17 protein-coding genes are annotated in these 22527 nt (G+C 39.0%); 9 read left to right on the forward strand and 8 right to left on the reverse strand.

The features are described 5' to 3' along the window. Positions 1–42: 42 nt before the first annotated feature. The 5 genes from E7K77_RS07555 to aroF form a co-directional block, all read right to left on the reverse strand. Positions 43–1182, reverse strand: coding sequence for a bifunctional chorismate mutase/prephenate dehydratase (locus tag E7K77_RS07555; protein WP_008602300.1), 1140 nt, complete (start codon positions 1180–1182; stop codon positions 43–45). Further along, positions 1169–2263 carry a chorismate synthase gene (aroC, locus tag E7K77_RS07560; RefSeq protein WP_314051843.1) on the reverse strand — a complete coding sequence of 365 codons (1095 nt, stop codon included), beginning with the start codon at positions 2261–2263 and terminating at the stop codon, positions 1169–1171. The genes E7K77_RS07555 and aroC overlap by 14 nt, the downstream gene beginning before the upstream one ends. A gap of 74 nt (positions 2264–2337) precedes the next feature. Then, a complete protein-coding gene (gene aroA / locus E7K77_RS07565) occupies positions 2338–3606 on the reverse strand; it encodes a 3-phosphoshikimate 1-carboxyvinyltransferase (RefSeq protein WP_325306137.1) in 1269 nt (422 codons plus the stop codon). 10 nt (positions 3607–3616) lie between these two features. After that, on the reverse strand, positions 3617–4669 hold the full coding sequence (aroB, locus tag E7K77_RS07570) for a 3-dehydroquinate synthase (RefSeq protein ID WP_325306136.1): 1053 nt from the start codon (positions 4667–4669) through the stop codon (positions 3617–3619). A 74-nt stretch (positions 4670–4743) separates the two neighbouring features. Beyond that, complete coding sequence (gene aroF, locus E7K77_RS07575; protein ID WP_325306135.1) at positions 4744–5757, reverse strand: 3-deoxy-7-phosphoheptulonate synthase; 1014 nt, start codon at positions 5755–5757, stop codon at positions 4744–4746. Positions 5758–6229: 472 nt separating this feature from the next. Here aroF and E7K77_RS07580 point away from each other — a divergent pair, with 472 nt between their 5' ends. Then, positions 6230–6646 (forward strand): GNAT family N-acetyltransferase, encoded by a 417-nt coding sequence (locus E7K77_RS07580; RefSeq protein ID WP_325306134.1) that lies wholly within the window; start codon positions 6230–6232, stop codon positions 6644–6646. 100 nt (positions 6647–6746) lie between these two features. Then, a complete protein-coding gene (locus E7K77_RS07585; RefSeq protein WP_008602307.1) occupies positions 6747–7205 on the forward strand; it encodes a DIP1984 family protein in 459 nt (152 codons plus the stop codon). Positions 7206–7585: 380 nt separating this feature from the next. Here the strand turns inward: E7K77_RS07585 and E7K77_RS07590 are convergent, their stop codons facing one another. Together E7K77_RS07590 and E7K77_RS07595 are read right to left on the reverse strand one after the other, a co-directional pair. Next, positions 7586–8614: a ribonucleotide-diphosphate reductase subunit beta gene (locus tag E7K77_RS07590; RefSeq protein ID WP_123138122.1), complete on the reverse strand. Its 1029-nt coding sequence runs from the start codon at positions 8612–8614 to the stop codon at positions 7586–7588. A 199-nt stretch (positions 8615–8813) separates the two neighbouring features. Then, positions 8814–11096 carry a ribonucleoside-diphosphate reductase subunit alpha gene (locus E7K77_RS07595; protein ID WP_325306132.1) on the reverse strand — a complete coding sequence of 761 codons (2283 nt, stop codon included), beginning with the start codon at positions 11094–11096 and terminating at the stop codon, positions 8814–8816. Between the two features lie 619 nt (positions 11097–11715). On the opposite strand from E7K77_RS07595, the gene E7K77_RS07600 reads away from it, so the two are divergent. Next, entirely contained in the window at positions 11716–12639 is a 924-nt protein-coding gene (locus tag E7K77_RS07600) for a DUF2806 domain-containing protein (protein ID WP_101928502.1), read from the forward strand. Positions 12640–12712: 73 nt separating this feature from the next. On the opposite strand, the gene E7K77_RS07605 is transcribed toward E7K77_RS07600, so the two are convergent. Next, positions 12713–14272: a hypothetical protein gene (locus E7K77_RS07605; RefSeq protein WP_325306131.1), complete on the reverse strand. Its 1560-nt coding sequence runs from the start codon at positions 14270–14272 to the stop codon at positions 12713–12715. A gap of 148 nt (positions 14273–14420) precedes the next feature. Here E7K77_RS07605 and E7K77_RS07610 point away from each other — a divergent pair, with 148 nt between their 5' ends. From E7K77_RS07610 to E7K77_RS07635, 6 genes are all read left to right on the forward strand, one after another. Next, the gene (locus tag E7K77_RS07610) at positions 14421–15593 is read left to right on the forward strand and encodes an iron-containing alcohol dehydrogenase (RefSeq protein ID WP_325306130.1); all 1173 of its coding nucleotides are present in this window, start codon (positions 14421–14423) and stop codon (positions 15591–15593) included. 24 nt (positions 15594–15617) lie between these two features. Next, positions 15618–16448: a hypothetical protein gene (locus E7K77_RS07615; protein ID WP_279008921.1), complete on the forward strand. Its 831-nt coding sequence runs from the start codon at positions 15618–15620 to the stop codon at positions 16446–16448. Positions 16449–16844: 396 nt separating this feature from the next. Next, the gene (locus E7K77_RS07620) at positions 16845–18164 is read left to right on the forward strand and encodes a dicarboxylate/amino acid:cation symporter (protein ID WP_325306129.1); all 1320 of its coding nucleotides are present in this window, start codon (positions 16845–16847) and stop codon (positions 18162–18164) included. Between the two features lie 288 nt (positions 18165–18452). Further along, positions 18453–19490, forward strand: a complete 1038-nt coding sequence (locus tag E7K77_RS07625; protein ID WP_325306128.1) for a nicotinate-nucleotide--dimethylbenzimidazole phosphoribosyltransferase — start codon at positions 18453–18455, stop codon at positions 19488–19490. Between the two features lie 9 nt (positions 19491–19499). Beyond that, positions 19500–20813, forward strand: coding sequence for a DUF389 domain-containing protein (locus E7K77_RS07630; RefSeq protein WP_012864837.1), 1314 nt, complete (start codon positions 19500–19502; stop codon positions 20811–20813). 372 nt (positions 20814–21185) lie between these two features. Then, on the forward strand, positions 21186–22019 hold the full coding sequence (locus tag E7K77_RS07635; RefSeq protein WP_077707659.1) for a MetQ/NlpA family ABC transporter substrate-binding protein: 834 nt from the start codon (positions 21186–21188) through the stop codon (positions 22017–22019). Positions 22020–22527: the final 508 nt, after the last annotated feature.

Here is a 22527-nt window from a genome sequence, read left to right on the forward strand (position 1 = left end):
TACTATATATGTCATTAATAATCACTACCATAGAGGAAAATATTAATTTTCAGGATAATTACCGAGCAAACGGAATTTATCTTGCGATGCGTGGAGCTCTGCCAACACGGAGAGTACTTTTGGATCTGCTAAGGATGCTTCCAAATCGAGGTAGAACAAGAATTCAAAGTTATGTCCTACGATAGGGCGGGACTCAAGTTTTGTAAGGTTCACTCCGATGTTAGCAAATTTGGTGAGCAATGTACCAAGGCCCCCTGGAGCATGGCTTGCTGTCGTTACTACTGAGATTTTATTAGCTCCTGGGTATACGTGGAAGTCCTTACTAATACAGATAAAGCGCGTATAGTTGTTGTCGCTATTTTGGATATTTCTCAACAATGGAGACAAATTATATAGGTCTGCACATTGAGGTGCTGCGATAGCTGCCACACCTGGGTCATCACTAGCCGCTACGAGCTGTGCAGCTCGAGCCGTGTTGTCATAGGAGCGTAATTCTACGCCTTCCAACTTATCTAGGAAGTGACTGCATTGGCCCAATGCTTGAGGGTGGGAAATTATGGTATGAATATCTTCTAGTTTTGTTCCTTTTTTCACGAGCAAGTCGTGAGATATCCAAAGACGCGTACCGCGAACGATATAGCATTTGCGCTCTTCTAAGAGGTCATATACTTCTTTTACAGAACCATTGGAGCTGTTTTCAATAGGCAATACACCGAATTGACATTCCCCTGACTCTACGGCATCGAATACGGCACGGAAACCCGTTACATAATGGATTTGGCTGAGAGGTAATAATTTATCACACGCCATTTGAGCATTGCTGCCGAATACGCCGGCGCAAGCTACACTGCCCCGTTGAGGTGGCAAAGTAGGCGATTGCTCGATGGCTTTTTTCATTTTCAACGTGAATTCATTGTCTTGGAATAGTTGCTCAGATTGGTATGTACGACTCAAGCTAAATAATGCTTCAAAAAAGCGACGTGCATATAAATCGAGGTCCGGACCTGCATCTTTTGTTACCTTGTCGAGGATGTCGCGCTCTCGTTTGGCATCGTAAATAGCCTTATTCATTTCTTTTTTTGCAGCCGCTACGTCCTTGGAGAGTTCCATGCGCTCTTTGAAGAGGGCGAGCATTTGGTCGTTTATATCGTTAATCTTAACGCGTACTTCATCTAAGTTCATGGTCAATATCTCCTAAGAAATCAAGAATGACAAGGGCCGTAACGGCTTCGATAACAGGGACAGCACGAAGCGCTACACATGGGTCGTGACGACCTTTAATGGTGAGTAATGTGTCCTCTTTTTGTGAAAGAGACACAGAATGTTGTTCCTTATAAATGGATGGAGTAGGCTTGATGCCCACTTGCATAATGAGGGGCAAGCCGTTGGTGATACCGCCTTGAATGCCACCGCTATTATTGGTAGTTGTTGTGATTATATCGCCGTCCATGGTGAAAGCATCGTTCATTTCTGATCCAAGGCGAGAACACATGTCGAAGCCACCGCCAAAGGAAATGCCTTTGATGGCAGGTACGCCAAAGATCACGCGAGCTAATCGGTTTTCAATGCCGTCAAAGTTTGGATTGCCAAGTCCGATTGGTAGACCTGTAGCCACAACCTCAACGATACCACCTGTAGAGTCGCCGTCTTTTTTTAGTTTCATGATCAAGTTTTCTACTTCAAAGCGCTTGTCTGCATCGATCATAGCGATAGTTTCGGTAGCTATTTTGGCAAGTGCTTTCATATCTGGATGAACCATATCGATAGGAGTATCTTGGATTGTACCAACTTGTTTTAAATGGCCGTGAATTTCGATGCCTTTTTCACGCAATAACTGTAGTGCAATGCCACCAGCTACGCAAAGAGGTGCTGTAAGACGTGCCGAGAAGTGGCCGCCACCGCGCATATCTACCTTGTCACCATAGCGCATGCGAGCCGTAAAGTCCGCATGAGATGGGCGAGGAATGTCGCGCAAGTTATTGTAATCACCGGAGTGCTGCGATGTATTGCGAATCATAAATGCTAATGGAGATCCACTGAGCATGCCATCTACCATACCTGATAAGAATTCAGGTATATCGGCTTCTTTACGTTGCGTTTGTAATTGGTTTTGACCTGGCGCACGGCGCTTTAAGAAGGCTTGTAGCTCGTCGATGTCGATGGTATGTCCACAAGGGAGGCCTTCCACGATACCACCGATGGCGTACCCATGAGACGCGCCAAAGGTAGATACTTGTATGGTTTTACCGAAATTAGATGCCATTATATTTACTCCTACTTATAGTATGTATGACTAGTATTGTTATCTATTGAAACGCATTAACTATGATTAGGCAGCTATACTGGTTGTGCATTGCCACCTAGCATGTTCCAGTCCTCAAAGAAGTCAGGATAGGATTTTGTGATAGCTTCGCTATCTTTTAATATCACAGGATTTTCACTTATGAGGGCCATCAATGTGCCTGCCATAACGAGGCGATGGTCATTAACACAATCACCTTCTCCTCCTTTTAGTATACCACTACCGATGATATATAGGTCATCACTATCTTCGCGAACCGTGCCTCCTAAATCTCTCACGAGATTAGCAACGGCTTCGAGGCGATCTGATTCTTTTAACCGTAAGCGAGCACCATTAACAAAGGAGCTTTCACCTTGGATAGAGCAAGCGAGGGCTGCCATAACTGGCAACATATCGGGCATTTGCTCGAGGTCGGCATGGATTGGCTTACTAGCGCGACCTGATACAGTGATATTCATGCCATCCCATGTAATAGTGCACCCTGCGGATTCGATGACCTGCATGATGCGGCGGTCAGCTTGTACAGAATTCTTGTTCATACCCGTAATGGTAATAGCTTGGCCTGTCATAGCGGCAGCAACCATCCAAATCGCTGTATTGGACCAATCGCCTTCGATTTGGTAATTACTTTGACCTTTAAAAGTAGCATTAGCCGCTACCGTAAAGGATTCTTGGACTGTGTCAGCGGCAGGTATATGGTCGACTGTTACGCCGAAGTCTGCCATCGTTGTAGTTGTCAATGTGACATAGTCGCTAGATTGAAGTGGTGTCGTAGATATAATTGTAGCGCCTTCACATTGTGGAGCTGCTAACAATAATCCAGAGAAAAACTGGCTACTTACATCGCCAACCATGCTAAATTGACCACCTTGGAGACGCCCTGTCATGGTGAATGGTGGTTTATCTTGGGAGAATGTTACGCCGTGAGCTTTCATTTCACCGAGCATGGGCTCTAAAGGGCGATCTGGTAAACGCCCTTTTGCATCCACATCTACCTCATTACAAATGGAGGCTGCCACTGGTAATAAGAGGCGCAATGTGGTACCCGATTCATGGGGAACAACATTGCCTTTTTGGGGCGCACGACCGGGTGTAACAGTGACAACTTTATTTTCATACACAACTTGTGCGCCTAAGCTTCGTAAGGAGTCCATAGTAGCATCGATGTCTTTAGAGGTGCGGCTCAGCAATATCGTTGAAGGCGAGCTAGCAAGAGCGGCGCAAATTAACGCGCGATGTGCGTGGGCCTTTGCGGGTATGGACGCGATAGTCCCAGTAGGGATGGCGTTCGTTACAGAATGCATATAAATCTCCTTAATCTAAATAGGTAGCAAGTTCCTCGTGCGTTACTACCTTGAGTTCGCTGTGACCATAGCTAGTAGGTACTACGATTTTAATGGTTGCTCCTTCGCTTTTTTTGTCATGCTTAGCGGCAGCTAGAATCTCTTCTTTGCTTATCGTTGTTGTGGTTGGCAAATTGTGTGCTTTGATGAGGGCTTTTAATTTCTTTAAAGCCTCTGCATCTAATTCTCCATGTTTGACAGCACCTTGTGCCATGAGGACCATGCCAATAGCAACGGCATAACCGTGATGCACCTCGAAATGACTCGCTTTTTCGATGCCGTGACCAAAGGTATGACCGAGGTTTAGGAGGGCACGAACTCCAGATTCGCGCTCGTCTTGTTCCACGATATCCGCTTTTGCTTGTACGCAGCGGGCAATAACGCCACTTACACTACCGCGATGTTTAATTAGTGGTCTATTCTCAAGTTGTGTGAGTAAGCCCGGTACGTCTAGAAAGCCATATTTGATAATTTCACCGCATCCATTAATCCATTCCATTTCAGGTAATGTATTGAGTGTAGCTGGATCACAAAGGACAAGGATAGGTTGTTTGAAAGCGCCCCATAGGTTTTTGCCTGCTTCGAGATTGACTGCTGTTTTACCACCTACAGATGAGTCTACTGCGGCTAATAGGGATGTAGGAACCTGAACATAGTCGATACCACGTAAATAGGTCGCTGCCGCAAAGCCCGCCATATCGCCTACAACACCGCCGCCAAGGGCGATGAGCAAGTCTTTGCGAGTCAATGATCGGGCCGCCATGTATTCTACTAAATCGATGAGTTGATGAGCATTTTTGGAGCTTTCACCAGCAGGGAAAACATAATCACAAACAGCATAACCCGCATGTTCCATATTAGCTTTCACAGAGTCCAAATAGTGAGGTGCCACGTTACTATCGCTAACGATGATAACACGGCAATTTGGTTTTAAGGGTTTAATATAATCGGTGATGCGTTGTAAAGCGCCTTCCTCGATGACAACATCATACGGTGTAGACGCGTTAATATGGATGCGAGTCATAACGGTTCCTTTCTTAAAAGAATAAGCTAGTATCTATTATAACGGATACTAGCTTATTTGTGTGATATGTAAGATTATTTAGTGCATTCTACCAATGCTTGGCGTAACGCGTTAATTTCTTTCATAAGGCTAGTGAATTGGTCTGGACGCAATGCTTGCGGGCCGTCGCACAATGCTTTGGCTGGATCGTTGTGAACTTCAATCATAAGGCCGTCTGCACCGCCGCCTACGGATGCAAGTGAAAGCGGACGAACCATGCGGCTCATACCTGCTGCGTGGCTAGGGTCCATGATAATTGGCAAGTGAGATAATTCATGCATCATAGGAATTGCTGTTACATCTAAGGTATTGCGAGTCTTGGTTTCGAATGTGCGGATACCGCGCTCGCATAATACAATTTGTTCATTGCCTTCGGACATGATGTACTCAGCAGCCATCAACCATTCTTCGTATGTTGCAGATAAACCACGTTTTAAAAGAACTGGTTTATTTAATTTGCCCACCTCTTTTAAAAGCGTGAAGTTTTGCATGTTACGAGCACCGATTTGAAGCATATCTACATTATCAAAGTATTGTAATTGGGAGATATCCATAACCTCAGAAACGATAGGAAGACCTGTTTCTTTTTTTGCAAGCTCCAACAATTCCAAACCTTCTGGGCCCATGCCTTGGAAGGAGTATGGGGATGTACGAGGCTTGAAAGCGCCGCCACGAAGGATGGTAGCACCAGCTTCTTTACATGCTTTAGCAGTGGCTAATACTTGTTCAGGTGTTTCCACAGAGCAAGGACCTGCCATTACTGCGAAGTGACCACCACCGATGAGGACACCACCTACATTGATTACAGAATCATCTGGATGGAATTTGCGGTTTGCTTTTTTGTATGGCTCTTGAATGCGAGTTACTTTATCTACGAAATCTAGAGACTCGATTTGACGGGCATCAAGAGATGCAGTATCACCGATAAGTCCTAGAATATTGTATCGAGTACCTTCTACTGGATGGATAACGAATCCTTGAGCCTCTAATTCACTGCGTAAACGGGATACTTCTTCCGCTGCTGCGTTTTGCTTCAATGTAATAATCATGATAATTCCTCCTTGTAACTACAGTGAATAGTAGGGCTGACCATACGGATAGCAAACAAAAAGGGCTACCCGTAATCTAATACGGGTAGCCCTTTTACTATTCTAAGCAACTAATGTTGAATAATCCTTAATTAGCGCATCACAAATAGTTCCTTACCCGTACGTTGGATAAAGAACCAATAAAAGTATTGTTTTGTTGTGAGGCTAATTTGGTTAGTCATCTTTGGTTGCTCCTTTCTAAAATATTGGGTATAGTATAAACCCAAATGATAAAAATATGCAATACCTAAAAATGAATTTCATGGAAGTTTTAAAATATTTTTGATGCGGGAATTAATAGGAACAGAGAAGTTTTGTGGGATTAAGCGTATTTTTGATATAATAAAAAAAGAAGCTTTCATTGTTTATAGGGTATTTCGTAATACACATGAATCGATTCTTATAAATGTACTTATAATCAGAAAGGGCACCCATGATTATTCAAATCTTAGATCATATAACAGAGGAAATAAAACAAATTCGTATCGATGTATTTATGAAAGAACAGGGTTTTGAAGACGAGTTTGATGAAATCGATGAGACTGCAAAGTTTGTGCTCTTATCCATTGATGGTAAAGCGGCTGGTACGTGTCGATATTTTCCCAGTGATGTAGCTGGAGATGCACATATTGGTCGCATGGCGGTACGCAAGTTGTATCGTGGACAACATTTAGGTACTAAGATTATGATGGCCGCTGAAAATGCGATTCGTCGTGACGGCTTTAAGACCTGCTCCTTGTCGGCGCAAGTACAGGCCAAACCATTCTATGAATCCCTTGGATATCGTGCTGAAGGGGAAGAATACCTAGATGAAGGATGTCCTCACGTGATGATGCGGAAAGTATTATAAGCCGTTCAATAGTGCTGTATAATAAGAATTGGTGGATATATATATTGTTGTACATAGTATTTTATAAGTAACTTGATATATCTTTTTGAGAGGAGAGTTTATGAAACTAGCAGAAGCATTACAAGAACGATCTGATTTAAATTATAAAATAAGCGATTTAGAGCTTCGCTTAACTCAAAATAGTTTAGTGCAAGAAGGGGAAGTACCGAATGAGAACCCTGAAGAACTTTTGAAAACATTAGAACAATGTGTAAATAGACTTCAAAAATTAATTGCAGATATTAATTTAACTAATTGCAAAACTATTATAGAAGGTCGAACTATTACTGAAATCATTGCCGAAAAAGATTGCGCTGCTTTGCGCCTAACTGCTTATCGAACTTTAGCATCTAGCGCAGGAAGTATCAATTTCCGTGCGAGAGGGTCTGAGATTAAGCTAATGCCGACTGTGAATGTGGCAGACATCCAAAAAGAAGCTGATCATATCGCAAAACAAGTACGTTTATTAGACAATCTATTGCAGTCTGCTAACTGGACAACTGAATTGATTGAAAGCTGATAATAGTTGGTAGTTTGAAACAGGGTGGACACAAAACCTTTTGCTTTTACCAAGCTTATTATGAATACATTCATGGGGCGAATGAAAATCTACGGTGTAGGCCTATTTGCGCACAAATGTATTGATACAATTTACAATGTATAACCATGTGTCAACTGTAAAACGAGGGTGGCGTTTGGGGACTATATTTCTAGCAACATATACACTGATATGATAGTTTTTTGTTTTTTAGAGATAAATAGGAGAGAGCTGTTTAAATTTGCAGCAATTCCTCATAACTAAGGTTTAAATAATCATGAAAAAAGAGCTGATAGCGTTATAGCTATTAGCTCTTTTCTATTGGCTCGTACGTCCCTAGATATTGTATTTTATAACGTCTATTATTCTAAATCGTCAAAATCAAATGCCGCTGCTTTTGTATAGTTTGTAACTTTAGCTTCGAAGAAGTCAGTTTTTGTGCTATTCAAGTTGGAGAAGCTTTCGATCCATTCCATTGGATTATCCTTGATTTCAGGATATAGATGAGGCAAGCCGATTGCTTCTAAGCGAATATTCGCAAGGTATTTGATGTAGCGCTCGATAAGAACGTTGTTAAGGCCGAGGATTTTATCATCAGTGATGTATTGACCCCAAGCGATTTCGTTTTCTGTACCTTGGCGAATCATGTCCGTGATTTTTGCTTCTAGTTCAGGTGTGAACAAATCAGGGCGTTCACGGCGTAACTCACGAATGATGTTTTGGAACAATACAAGGTGAGTTACTTCATCGCGGTTGATATATTTGAAGATAGTGGATGTAGCTGTCATCTTGCCTTGGCGTGCCAAGGTGTAGAAGAAACTAAATCCAGAGTAGAAGTAGATGCCTTCTAAGATATAGTTAGCGATGATTGTATGAATAAGGTTTGCTTCGCTAGGATCGTCGCTGAATCGTTGGTATGCATCGGCGATGAAGCGATTACGTTCAAGTAATGTTTTATCTGTACGCCATTCGTCATAAATTTTGTCACGTGTAATAGGATTTGTTACAGTGTCCAAAATGTAGGAATAACTTTGAGCGTGAATTTCTTCTTGGAATGCTTGGATATTCAATAAGGATGCCACTTCAGATGCTGTAATATAGCGGCTCAAATTAGGCAAGTTTTCAGATTGAATGGAATCAAGGAAGTTCAAGAACGCAATGATTTTATCGAAGGCACGACGCTCGTAATCTGTTAAGTATGGGAATTGTTTAACGTCTTCGTTCAAGGAAATTTCTTCTGGAATCCAGAAGTTGTTGAGCATTGTACGGTACATTTGATTTGCCCAGTCGTACTTGATACGGTTCCATTCGCGAAGGTTTGTGGTATTACCGCCAATCATAGATTGAGTGCCACGGTCACCTTTTTCATTGAAAATCAGTTTTTTATCCATAGTAGGACTCCTTTATGCTATGATGCGACCTATACTGCTATAGGTCGTCATCAGATTTATAATGTTGGTGAAAGTATCTTTTACAGGTTTAGTGCTCTCTAGTTATAGAGTATATTTTTTGTAAACTATGGCAATGATATCTTCAACTTTTATCATAGCTTAAATTGTATTATAGAATGTAGCGTGTATCTATCCTATATTAGGAGGAACAGCTTGTGCATTCATCCATTTCAAGGGATTGGTTACGGATGTAGTAGATCGTTTTGATCCCTTGTTTGTAGGCTTCTACGTAAAGGTCAAGAATTTCTTTCGCTTTCATTTGAGGAGTGATGTACAAGTTGAAAGATTGTGCTTGGTCAATATGACGTTGACGCACGCCACAAGCTTTGATGGACCATTGTTGGTCGATTGTATGTGCCTCTTTGTATAGCCAGAATGTTTTGTCGTTCAAATCTGGTGCCGTTTTTGGTGTGAAAGAACCTTTCTTCTCTTCGATGAAGAATTTTTTGAAGATAGGGTCGATACCAGCTGTTGTATTAGCGATGTTGGATGTAGAACCTGTAGGAGCTACGGCCATCAAGTAACCGTTGCGGATACCGTATTTTGCAACGTCCGCAGCCAATTGTTTCCAACGATCAGATGTGTAACCACGACGTGTGAAGTATTCACCAGTTTCCCATTCGGAACCTTTGAATGCTGGGTACGCGCCTTTTTCTTTTGCAAGCTCCATAGAAGCTTTAATCGCATAGAATGCAATGTTTTCAAATAATTTGTCCGCTACTTCGATGTGTTCATCAGATTCCCATTGGATATCATGGTTTACAAGGTAGTGGTGATAACCAGACGTACCAAGACCGATAGCGCGGTATTTATCAGAAGTCATGCGAGACTCTGGTACTGGTGCTTGGTTGATGGAAATAACATTGTCTAACATACGAATTTGAAGGGCAATGTTTTCTTCCAACTCTTCGTCTGTAATACGGCCAAGACTGATAGAGTTCAAGTTACATGTAACCATGTCGCCTGTATTTGTTTTAGTAGTAATTGTACCGTCTTCGTTGATGATTTCTTCAGCAAGATTAGTGAAGCCAACGTTTTGTGCGATTTCGTGACACAAGTTGGACGCGTAAATCATACCTGCATGTTTGTTAGGATTTGCAGCATTTACAGTATCGCGGAAGAAGATAAATGGCGTACCAGTTTCAACAGCGGAGCGCATGATTTTTTTCATCATGTCTAATGCTGGAACCTCGATGCCGTGTAAATTAGGATCTTGTTCACATTCGAGGTAACGTTTTGTGAACTCTTTATTGTCATCAGTATCGTAGTAGTCCTCTAAGGAATAGCCTTTTACAGCCAAGATTTCATGAGGGTCGAAGAGGGTGAAGTTTTCACGAGCTAACATACGTTCCATGAAGATATTTGGAACGGAGATAGCAGGGAAGATATCGTGCGCTTTACGGCGGTCATCACCGTTATTTGTACGAAGTTCTACGAATTCGTAGAAGTCTTTGTGCCAAATATCAAGTGTTACTGTAGCGCCGCCCTTACGTTTACCCAATTGGTCTACCGCAACGGCTGTATCGTTGTACAAGCGAATCCAAGGAATAACGCCGCCAGAGGAGTTTTTGAAACCGCGGATATCGGAGTTCAATGCACGAACTTTGCCAAGGTAGATACCAAGCGCACCACCGTGTTTAGATACGCGAGAGAATTTGCTGTTTACGTCGTAGATGGACCATAAGTTGTCGTCTACACCAGAGATAAAGCAAGAGGACAATTGGTGGAATGGTGTACCAGCATTTGCCAAAGTAGGTGTAGCTGTCGTCATTTTTAATTGGCTCATCAAATCGTAGAATTTCTTAGCGTATTTTACTTTATTTTCCCCTTCTACAAGAGCCAAATGCATTGCGATAGCCATGAAACGTTCTTGCGGTAATTCAAAGATTTCTTTGTTAAAACCTTTTACCAAGTAACGGTCAGCCAATAATTTGAGACCTTCATAGTTGAAGAGATAATCGCGCTTAGGTTTGATGTAATCGCCTAACTCTTGCAATTCGTCAGCAGTGTATTCTGTAACGAAGAAGTCTGCGTATTTTTTCTCTTCTACAAGCATGTTTACAAGATTTGGGAAGTTGCCGTAGCCAAATGCTTTGTAACGACGAGTAATAGCGGCTTCTTTATAGAGATCGAACAAGAATAGGCGAGCTGCTACGAACTGCCAATCTTGGTTCATTTTATTAACTTGGTTGCCGAAGCCGTCGTCTTTTTTAGATATAACTTTTTCGATGGCTGTTTGGACTAAAGTTTTTTGAATTTCTTTAGTGGTCATGCCATCAACGAATTGCAACTTCGCATCCATTTCCAATTCTAGTGGATCACAAGAATCTAACCCCAAACATGCGAAGGCTATCATTCGTTTCGTTTTTTCAACGGACAACGGCTCGAAATGGCCATCCCGTTTCTTGATCATAATCTCCATTACTGTTCCCCTTGAGAGCAAAAAGTCATAAAACTGTTAATATAGTCGTATAAGCATATATAAGATTAGAATGAATTATATAAAATATCTTTAAGTTGAGTCTAATCAGAAAAATAAGAAAACTACTATATATGGTAGTTTTCTTATTTGGCTTATACATTATGTTACGATTATAGCGAAAAATTTCTATATAATCAATATTGACTTTTTACGAAAAATATAAGTATAGTTGCCTCATTTTTGGGAAGTAGTGAAAAAACGTATAATTATTGTATTGATGGGTAATATATGATATTTTTGAATAATGTATCTCTTTTTAGAATTATTAAAGTATATTTTACTGAGAATATTTTATTTTTATGGAGTGATACTTTCATTATTTATGATAATATTGTATCTCATTATAAGATTAAAATAAGGAGGATTGAAAGAATAAATACAAATTACTTTTTAATAGTCGGAATTAGAAAAAGCTGAATTTTAGAGATATAATAATTTTATATAAAGTTATATTAAATCATAGAAGATATAATGTAGATTTTATAAAAAGAAAAAGTCAGAGGTGCTATTAGTGTTACATTAATACTTATGGGGGTAAATATAAGAGGGGGATCGATTTATGACTGGAATGGAAATAATTGCTTTATTAAGTAATAGTCCAACTGCAATAAGTGTTGTTAGTTCAGTAGTAGGTGGATTGTTTACAACTATTTTTTTAAGGCGTAACACATCAGTTGCCGAATTTGAAAAGATTAAAAATGGACAGTTTAAGGAAGTTGCTGATAGTTTATTAAAAGCAGGTAAAATGACCTATGTAGAGTATTACCAAGCGAGCAATTTTTTAGAGGTTGCAAAGAAAGCTGATAAATACTATTCGGAAATACATCATGATAATAACAATGCAAATTATGATTTTGATTGGTTTGTAAGATTTTATGAAGCTGTAGGTAATATTAGTGATGAAGTAATGCAAGACTTATGGGCTAAACTTTTAGCGGGTGAGGTTGCAGAACCATCGTCATTTTCACTTAAAACAATTGATGTACTAAGAAATCTCAGTAAACAGGATGCTGAGCTGTTTAGTTTGATATGTTCTCATTCTGTTATGACTAGGGGACAAAATTTTTTGCCCCATTATGACACCTATCTTGAAAAGCATAACATTTATTATACTGATATCATGAAACTTAATGAACAAGGACTTATATTTAACGACGGCACAATTGGATTTAGTATGAGTATTGGTCAAAATCCTAACGTTTTATTCTGGAATAATGATTTAGTTATGACGATTGAATCATCAGATGATAAAAATATTGAAATACACATTAAGACGTATCCTTTTACTAAAGCAGGACAAGAACTTGCTGTATTAGTTTCTAAAAGTGTATCAGAAGAAAATTTTATTGAACTTGCAAAGGAAATAGCTAATAAAAATCAGGAGTGTATTTTAGGGGTATATAAAATTGTTAGTTTAGATGAGAAATCTATCCTACATGATGGTAAAAATCTACTAGCGTCTATTTCTAATAACGAAGATTGATTTACATAATAGCAAATACTATTAGTTTAATCTATAAAAGGAGTGTTCTATTTGAACACTCCTTTTATAAGTTTTACTGATATAATACGCTAAAAATAATTCTTCGTGCGCTATCTTGATATGCATAGTAGGAGTGGATTAAGAGTTTGTATCCCGTGCCTTCTATAATGACTGAATCTGAAGCCGTTTTTGGTACAGTGAGGAATTTTTCATATATATGATGAACTTCGGTCACGCCATTTGGTAGAGATACTTCTAAATCAAGCCCTTCATTGATGAATCTAAAGTTGATCGATTCATATGACGCTGTTGGTATGTCAGCTGTACTATCAGCAGGCTCACGTACCTCTAATTCAATGTTAGAAATGAATTTATTATATCCTACAAGCGAAATAACATGTGGTTCTTCAACGGCCGTAAAGCTGATAAACTGAATATTTCGTTCCTTATATATTTCCGTTGCTCCTAGTTTTGGAGAATCCCCCTGTATAATCGTCCTGCCATAGTCTGTAAAATCAGGATCAAATGTTTCTACAATAGGCAAGTATACGTGCCATTGACCGTCAATTTTCGTATAGTTTGTAAACTCTCGATGGGATGTGTAACCGATAAAAGGCATTAAAAGGACTGCACCTAGGGCGAGTGCCATAATCGTTGTATGGATCGATGGAGTCAAACGCTTTACAAAGGAATATACGTTATGTGCTAAGAAGATTAGATTGAATGCGGCTACGTAAATCGTATTGAGCCAGAGTACAGGCTCATTTATTACACGTTTGCCAATCAGGATTAGGCACAATATTGTAATCGTAATAAATAAGAAACATAGGATCCTTTGTGTCTTGCTGCTTTCACTAGATCTGAAACTAGCCAAGTAAAATAGATAGAAAATGGCTACATACGGATAATATGTATAAAGGAACCGCGCATCTTCGCGGAGGCCTAAGAGAATCAATACCAAGTAGATATTAGCTAGAATACCTGTAATGATGGAAGCCTTTGGTAGTATGATTCCAAAAACAACATTATAGAATGTATTTGGTTCTGGTGGTCCATCAGGCTCCTCTTTGTAAGTGCACAGCATGGACATACAGATAAATATATTAATAGCGGCTAATACTTTAAAGATTAGATCATCAAAGGTAAATGGTTTGTTCAGAATGATGAAGAAAAACCATAGAGTCATGATTATGACGACATTATACAGTGTTGATGTAACAATGGTAATACCAATCCGTTTCAGGCGATTGATGATTTCGCCAATGTAGTATTCTCCAAGCGATGTAAAATATAGAGCAATCATAGAGTACAGCCATAGATATGATATGTTTTCTGTGGCCAACTCGATGCCTCGTATGTGATGGTACGTTTCATGAATCGTATATAGACCAACGCTGATGCCTATGCTTAATAATGTATATACTATGGAGTACTTTCGATCTCGTGTTATATATGATTGTAGTATGACGATGAAGAAATACAACCCATAGAACCAAAGGTCTATATCGGCAAACCAATCTTGCTCTAGATAAAACGGTGTACATGAAAATACGGCAATTAATGCCAGTAATATAGGCGACTGCGTTGCTAGGTCCCGCAGCGAAGACCATAAATGTGTAATTGCAGATTTCATAGATTCTCTCCCTCTATAAAAATAAACGACCCCCTCTTATCTGTAGTATACATGTTTTCTAGTGAAAGTCCTATGAGGTTTTACAGGTGTCTGAATTTACATTACAATAACATTAAGAGCTAGTATTTATAGAAAAGAGGTCGTTCACATGGAGTTCTCTTATTTTTTACCAGTACATATCCAATTTGGTTGGGATAAAGTCGATAGTGTTGCTGATTTTGCTAAGCCTTATGGCGATAAAGCGCTAATCGTAACAGGGCGGACAAGTGCCAAAAAATCTGGACTATATGACCGTGTGACAGCAAAACTTGATGCGGCACATATTGAACATGTGTTATTTGATCAAGTGGATGCCAATCCCTTAACGACGACTGCATTGGACGGCGCTGCTTTAGCTAAATCTGAAAGCTGTGATATGGTTATTGCCATCGGTGGCGGCTCTATCATGGACTGTGCAAAAGGCATTGCATTTATGTCCGTTAACGAAGGTGACATTAACGATTATATCTTTAATCGTAAAACCAGTGATAAGGCGTTGCCTCTTATTGTAATTCCTACAACCTGTGGTACCGGCTCCGAAGGTAATGGCTTTGGTGTACTTACTAATCCCGAAACAGGAGACAAGAAATCCTTGCGATGTAATGCCATCGTACCAAAAGTATCCATCGTAGATCCCGCAGTGATGGGCACAATGCCACCTCATGTATTGGCATCTGTAGGCTTTGATGCACTATGTCATAATATTGAGGCCTATACATCTAAAACAGCACAACCTTTTACCGATGCATTAGCTCATTATGCTGTAACTTTGTTAGCACAATATCTTGTGCCTCTATATAAACATGTGAAAGCAATGGCTGAAGGCAAATCAGCTGTTCTCAACGAAACTCAACTTACAAAAGCTTGGGAGTCCGTTACATTGGCTAGCACAATTGGAGGCATGGTTATTAATACTGCCGGTGTAACACTTGCTCATGGCATGGAACATCCTGCTAGTGGGCTTAAGGATATTACCCACGGTGTAGGCCTTGCCGTTATTGAACCTGTTGCTGTGGAATATACATGGAGTGCTAACCCAGACAAATTTGCTACCTTGGCACGTATCTTCAACCATGGAGATGGCTCCGAACTGGGTGAAGCACTGCGTTTAATCGTCCATGAATTAGACCTTACCACAAACCTTACAAAACTAGGCTTTACGAAAAAAGACATCCCTTGGCTCGTCGATAACGTATACGTCGTAGCTACAGGGAATATTGCTAATACAATGGCCAATGTGAGTCGGGAAGATATAGAAATGTTGTATAAGAAAATGTTCTAAGTATTGTCATGATAGGAGAGAGTTTTGTTTCAAGGATTTTATGGCCTATTAACGGTTATGCTATGTGTGTTGTTTGCAGTTGTGGCAACCCTATTTAATATAGCGCCTATTACATACATGGTTTTTGGTATAGCCATAGTATTGAGTGTGTTACTGCAATATGGTCGCTTTAAGAAACGAACTATATCTGAAAAAGCCCATAGCCGACTAGCTTGCGGTTTATTTATTGTCATAACCCTTAGTATATCTTGGCTCGTAGCTGATTGGCTTAAGTATGATATTAATACAAGCGTCGAACAGTTTGAGGATTTTGAGTACAGCACAACTGATTGGAAACGAGGATGGCCTAATAATAGCGAATTACCAGAAGGTCTTAAATCTCCTGAGCAGCTTCCAGAAAGTATTGATAAGGTATCTATGGTGCGAACAGATGTTGCTTGGGCTACTGCGTACCCTTATCGTTATGTAGTTTTAGAGGGAGACCCTAAAGTAATTGCTCAATATGAGGCGATTGCAAAACAACATGCAGCCTATACAGCTCAAATTGATAAATATAATAGATTATTCGATTTAGAAAGTGGGGAATTGAAGCGGTTTATATCTCATCCTACCAGCTATCGTATTATAGATAGCATTGATGAAGAACCTCTAAACTTACCACAACGGAGTTTTATAGAGTGGTTACGATTTGCACCTAGAAAAGAAACGAAAAAAGTGGTGAAGGACACATATAATTCTACTGAAAATCATAGACTATATGTCTTTGTAGACGATGGCAATAGGAAAAGACCTCATTTTGTGGAAGTTTTGATTAGTAATGATGGGACACGGGCGGTGTTTTATCAATCTAAGTAACTTGAGTAGGTATTGTTGTGGAGAGTGTATATGCGACAGTGTTTAATGTATTTAAAGAATTTGTTTACTGAGCCTCCATATAGAAAAAAGTATATGGTTCTTTATAATTCTTTGGGTACTAACATTTTTGTTTTCGGATGAGATATCATATTCTGGGTTATACTATCTGATTTTAATAATTGCTATAGGTGTATCATTAGTTTTTGTTAGAATGTCTATAAAAAATTGAAATAATACTTGAATATATTATAATGTGTTCAAATATTGGAATTGACAATTTTAAATCATATCTCTATAATGTGAATTAAAGAGAGACTCGGATATTCACTGTCCCAGCCCTAGGGCTGGGATTTCTTTTTTAGTCTCTAGTAGTTTAGTTTGTAGAGAGGTGTTATTATGGCAGATCAAAACGACAAGAATGTGGATGTCTTAGCGCAAGAGATTACCTTAAAAAGTCGTGGTCAAGGTAAATTGCGCCAGTTCATTTTGTGGATGGGGGCACTCATTATTGGTGCTATCTTAGGATGGCAACATATTCCGGCTTTAAATGAGCTCTTTAATTTTATTGCAGCGGTCTTTACCCGTTTGTTCCAATTTATCGCAATTCCAACCGTATCTTTAGCAGTAATTACTACATTATCCATGTTAGGTGCTAAAAAGGATACAGGCCGTATTTTTGGACACGCCGTAGTATACACATTGCTTACTACAGTTTGTGCAGCAGCTGTAGGACTTGGCTTATTCCTGTGGATTGCACCAGGTAATTTGCCAATTGATGTAATCGGTGCCGGTGCGGCTCAAGTGCCTGAAAAACTTGGCAATGTTACGTATTACGATCATTTCTTATCTGTTATTCCAAACAATATCTTGCAACCATACTTACAAGCCAATGTATTGTCTGTAATGTTTATTTCTGCTTCCGTTGGTTTAGCCTTTGCGTTTATGCCACGCACAGAAAATCGTGAAGCGGTGTTGAAAGTCTTATTCGGTTTACAAGAACTGCTGTTTACATTGATTAAAGCATTACTTTATGTATTGCCAATCGGTATCCTCGCCTTTGCAGGTCAATTATCTGCGCAAATCGAAGCGGGCGTAATTGTTGGCGCCTTAGGTAAATATACGGCTGTTGTTATCGGTGGTAACTTGATTCAATTCTTTATCGTAATTCCATTGTTCTTGTTATTCCGCGGTTTGAACCCTGTGGATGTATTCCGCAAAATGTCTCCAGCTGTAGCCGTTGCGTTGTTTACTAAATCTTCTGCTGCAACATTGCCTGTTACATTGGCATCTGCTGAGGATAATTTGAAAGCTCATCCTGCAGTAGCTCGTTTCGTATTGCCAATTTGTACAACAATTAACATGAATGGCTGTGCTGCTTTCATTCTTGTTACATCCTTATTCGTAATGCAAAATGCTGGCATGGAATTAACGATTGGCACAATGGCAGCCTGGTTATTTATTGCAGTTCTCGCTGCTATTGGTAATGCGGGCGTTCCAATGGGCTGCTATTTCTTGACCTTGTCCTTGATGAGCTCCATCGGAGCACCAATCGGCTTGCTGGGTATCATCTTGCCAATCTATACGATTATCGACATGATTGAAACCGCTGAAAACGTTTGGTCTGATGCATCTGTGTGTGCCATGGTTGACCATGACCTTCAAGGTAAATTGGACGACTCCAGTGGCGATGATATGCCACAATTCCAAGGTGCTTAATTTCGTAGGTTAGATAAGCTTAAGAAAATACTTAATTATATAACTCAAATAAAAGGTTATCCTGTGAGGGATAACCTTTTTTATCTGCTAGATTGATTGTAATTATATAATGATAATTTCAACTAAAAATATAGATGCTAAAAGACTAAAATTCAAAACTAAATTATATTTTTAAAAACGAACAATAGTCACATTACTAGATATGTAATTTATGTTATACTTTCATATAGAATAATATCGAATTAACAGAAGGCTAGTTGGCATATTAGTTGCGGACTAGAGATTAGAATGAAAGATAAGTCAGTATTACCTATAGAGAAACAATTAAATAAATTTCTCCAACCGAAATGTCTCATCCCAGGAGGTCTTGGTTTATGGGAAATGTATTTTCGCAAAATTTGCACGGCTTGGGGCGAGATTAATGGTGAAATTCGACCACAGCATATCATATTTTCTGCTGATAATGGTTGTAACATGGAAGGCTATGTAGGTTATAACTACGAGGTGACACAAAAGCAGTCTCGTAATATGTTACTAGGGCGTTCATCGGCGACACAATTTTGTAACTTTAACAATATTCCTTATGAGGTTGTAGACGTAGGAATTGCCTCAGATGATGGTATTGGTGTGGATCGCAAAGTAGCGAAGGGCACAAAGAATATTTTAAACCATCCTGCCATGGCTGAGGATGAATTTAATAGCGCCTTTCAAGCTGGATATGAACGGATTCAACATTATGTAGAACAAGGAATGAATCTGTTCTCCTTTGGTGAAATGGGCTTGGGGAATACAACAACCTCTGCTTGTGTGTTGTCTGCATTAACTGGAGCTAAGCCGACGGAAACCGTAGGACCTGGTTCCTGGCCTGACAAGCCAGAGCTGATGAAGCGGAAAATTGATTTTGTTCGGTCTGTTTTAGAGCATCATAAGAACAATATGGTTTCTGAACATGAGCCTGACCGAGTTCGCAAAATCGTAGCGCATGTTGGGGGCTTTGATATTGCCGCTATTCTTGGGGCGATGCTAGCTTGTGTAGATTTTGAAAAGCCTTTTGTTATTGACGGCTTTATAACATCTGTGGCAGCTGCTTGTGCAACGCACATAAACGCTCGTGTTAAGGACTATGCATTGCCATCGCATTATTCTAAAGAAAAAGGTACGGAAATCGCTTTAGCTGAGGTGGGGATCACTCAAGACATGGTTCCTATTCAAGCACAAATGTCGATGGGAGAAGGCACAGGAGCCATTTTGATGGTGCAAATGCTAAAAACAACGCAGCATATGTTTGTAAATGTGGGCACCTTTGCAGAGCTGATGAAATTATAAGGAAGAAGAATGGAAATAAATAAATACTTTGATATACATTTTGAGCGAGCCGATGATGCAACCATTGCTAAAAGGTTGATAGGTGGGGCTAAGATTAAGGGACCTGCTTTGGTTATCCTGATCCTCTCCATGTTTATTGCCTCTATTGGGTTGAATATGAATAGTACGGCAGTTATTATTGGTGCTATGCTTATATCGCCGTTGATGGGACCTATTCTAGCAACTGGTTTTGGCTTCGCTACGCTTAATTTTACAGTTGTGAAAAGCGCTATTTTAAGATTATCCTTACAGATTACGATTGCTGTTTTGGCATCTACTTTATATTTTTATATTTCCCCCGTTCAGACGGCTACATCTGAACTATTAGCGCGTACAGAACCGAGTATTTTTGATGTATTTATTGCTATATTTGGTGGGTTAGCTGGGATTATTGGACAAACGCGTAAGACCTTAGATAATGTTATACCAGGGGTTGCGATTGCAACTGCACTTATGCCACCACTATGTACGGCAGGGTATGGCCTTGCTAATGGAAATTGGAACTATTTCTTTGGGGCTGGTTATCTATTCTTTATAAATGCATTCTTCATCTTCTTTGCATCTTTTATTGTTTTAAAGGGTGTATATAGTTTGCCATTCCATAAACAAGCAGAAGAGCTTATTCGTCGTAATCAGCTAATATTTCTTGTGATTGGTCTTATTATGGCTATACCAAGTATTTATGCAGGCTATGATATGACCATCAAATATTCTGAGTCAAATCATATAGAGCAGTTTATTAAGAACGATATTAATCAAGATGGACGTCGACAAGTGATTGATTATTCATTGGATCGAACGAATAAGCTAGTAGACTTAGTAGTTATAGGAGCTCCTGTGAATTTAGAGGAGCAAGCCCAGTTGGATGACAAGTTACAGAAGGATGAGTACTTGCAGCCTTATACATTACGATTTGTTAATAGCGTAGATGAGAAAAAATCTACTATGGATAAGACGAACTTGAATAAATCTTCAGAGAATCTTGAAACATATAAAAACTTGAGTAATCTGTACCAGCCGACTTATCAACTAGTAAGTGAAACTATAAACACTATGAAAACGACAGAAGCTGAAGCAAAGGCGTTGTTCCCATTTGTAAGTAAAGTGGAAGGCATGCCTTTGATAGATAATTTAGAACAGCCTAAAGCGAGTCGCTATATGGTGATTATCTATACCACGTCCACTGTATCTGATGCAGATTTGGAACGAATAAAAGCTTGGCTAGAAGCTAAATTATCAGCACCTGTAACTATTTCTATCGAGCAAACAACGTCAACTCTATAAGTTGATTTTTTGATTTTGATTAGATTGTTTATTATATAGAGCGACATTTATAACGGTACTAAGTTTGATTTTAGCTATTAGGTATATTACCTAGTAGTACGGGAAATCATCTTAGTACTGTTTTTATTTGCTTGGTATAGTTAAACGTTATTATTTTATCCTTGCTATAGATTTTAGTTATAAAGATTAATATATAAAATCTATTATGCAAGTAGGATTTAAATTGCTATACTTACAACATCGAAATTATTAAATAATTAAATGTAGATACATGAATAAGAAAATATAAATTTATTACAATATCTACGTGTGTTGTATACGCGTGAGTCCTCGTCAATAGATGCAGGTGTTCATCGTAGATAGGAGGATTACATGAAAAAATGGTTAGCATTAGCAGCGACGGCCGTACTAGGGGCGTCCTTATTGATTAGTGGTTGTGGTTCTTCCACAACCAATGAAAGTTCCAGCAATGCTGGTAGCTCTAAAGCAGAGGTGTTAAAAGTGGCAGCGAACCCTGTACCTCATGCTGAAATCTTAAATCAAATCAAGCCTTTATTGGCTAAGGAAGGTGTAGATCTTCAAATCATTGAATTTACAGACTACATTCAACCAAACATGGCATTATCTAGCCATGAAGTAGATGCAAACTTCTTTGCTAACGTGCCTTACCAAAATAACTTCAATAAAGATCATGGTACAAACTTCGTAAGCTTTGCCCCAGTTCACATCGAACCATTGGCTATTTACTCTCAAAAAATCAAAGATTTAAAAGATTTGCCTAATGGAGCAAAAGTAGCGATTCCATCTGATCCAACAAACAGTGCTCGTGCACTTCTCTTGTTACAAAGTGCAGGTCTTGTAACTTTGAAAGACCCAACTGGTTTGACTAATACACCATTTGATGTGACTAGCAACCCTAAAAACATCCAAATTACAGAGTTAGAGGCAGCCCAAATTCCTCGTTCTATTCAAGACTTAGACGCAGCTGTAATCAATGCTAACTATGCATTGCCAGCAGGTCTTAATCCTACAAAAGATGGTTTATTCGTAGAAAAAGCGGATTCTCCATATGCAAATCTTCTTTCCGTAAATCCTGGTGATGAAAACAAACCAGCTATCCAAAAATTAGCTAAAGCATTACAATCTCCAGAAGTTAAGAAGTTCATTGAAGAACATTATAAAGGGGCTATCATCCCAGCGTTCTAATCAATGATTGTAATAACATATATGTATTAAATTTAATACTCTCTTATGACATAACTTTATAGATACGAATAAGACCTACTGTCTTATGAACTAACCCCGAAATTGGAATCAATTTTGGGGTTAGTTTCTTATATATTACAGATTGTCTGATGCAATTAATACATTTGATTTGACCTGTTATGTTACAAAAGATACGTTATTTTTCATTGTAAAATGGTATAATATTTTTTACATCCTATTATATATATGACTTTGTAATTCAAATCTTAATATATTTTCTATAACATTTTAGATATAGAAATAACTTAGATTTTAACTGCTGTTGTTGTATAATAAAGATAGGATATTTAAAAATTTAGATATTTGGTGAAAGTATTATATCCTTATCTAATTTAATTATTTATTTTAGATGCTTAGTACATTATATATGTTGTACATATTACATGTTGAGACTTTCACAAAAATAAGTATGGTCACTTAGGTGGTCATACAGTCGTTAAAAAGAGAG

Origin of the sequence: Veillonella parvula (assembly GCF_032577575.1) — a bacterium.
GTDB lineage: Bacteria > Bacillota > Negativicutes > Veillonellales > Veillonellaceae > Veillonella.

Bases quoted from the DNA above. Each gene is read 5' to 3' on its own strand.
- E7K77_RS07555 (WP_008602300.1), bottom strand. From the start codon at position 1,182: ATGAACTTAGATGAAGTACGCGTTAAGATTAACGATATAAACGACCAA.
- aroC (WP_314051843.1), bottom strand. From the start codon at position 2,263: ATGGCATCTAATTTCGGTAAAACCATACAAGTATCTACCTTTGGCGCG.
- aroA (WP_325306137.1), bottom strand. From the start codon at position 3,606: ATGCATTCTGTAACGAACGCCATCCCTACTGGGACTATCGCGTCCATA.
- aroB (WP_325306136.1), bottom strand. From the start codon at position 4,669: ATGACTCGCATCCATATTAACGCGTCTACACCGTATGATGTTGTCATC.
- aroF (WP_325306135.1), bottom strand. From the start codon at position 5,757: ATGATTATTACATTGAAGCAAAACGCAGCAGCGGAAGAAGTATCCCGT.
- E7K77_RS07580 (WP_325306134.1), top strand. From the start codon at position 6,230: ATGATTATTCAAATCTTAGATCATATAACAGAGGAAATAAAACAAATT.
- E7K77_RS07585 (WP_008602307.1), top strand. From the start codon at position 6,747: ATGAAACTAGCAGAAGCATTACAAGAACGATCTGATTTAAATTATAAA.
- E7K77_RS07590 (WP_123138122.1), bottom strand. From the start codon at position 8,614: ATGGATAAAAAACTGATTTTCAATGAAAAAGGTGACCGTGGCACTCAA.
- E7K77_RS07595 (WP_325306132.1), bottom strand. From the start codon at position 11,096: ATGGAGATTATGATCAAGAAACGGGATGGCCATTTCGAGCCGTTGTCC.
- E7K77_RS07600 (WP_101928502.1), top strand. From the start codon at position 11,716: ATGACTGGAATGGAAATAATTGCTTTATTAAGTAATAGTCCAACTGCA.
- E7K77_RS07605 (WP_325306131.1), bottom strand. From the start codon at position 14,272: ATGAAATCTGCAATTACACATTTATGGTCTTCGCTGCGGGACCTAGCA.
- E7K77_RS07610 (WP_325306130.1), top strand. From the start codon at position 14,421: ATGGAGTTCTCTTATTTTTTACCAGTACATATCCAATTTGGTTGGGAT.
- E7K77_RS07620 (WP_325306129.1), top strand. From the start codon at position 16,845: ATGGCAGATCAAAACGACAAGAATGTGGATGTCTTAGCGCAAGAGATT.
- E7K77_RS07625 (WP_325306128.1), top strand. From the start codon at position 18,453: ATGAAAGATAAGTCAGTATTACCTATAGAGAAACAATTAAATAAATTT.
- E7K77_RS07630 (WP_012864837.1), top strand. From the start codon at position 19,500: ATGGAAATAAATAAATACTTTGATATACATTTTGAGCGAGCCGATGAT.
- E7K77_RS07635 (WP_077707659.1), top strand. From the start codon at position 21,186: ATGAAAAAATGGTTAGCATTAGCAGCGACGGCCGTACTAGGGGCGTCC.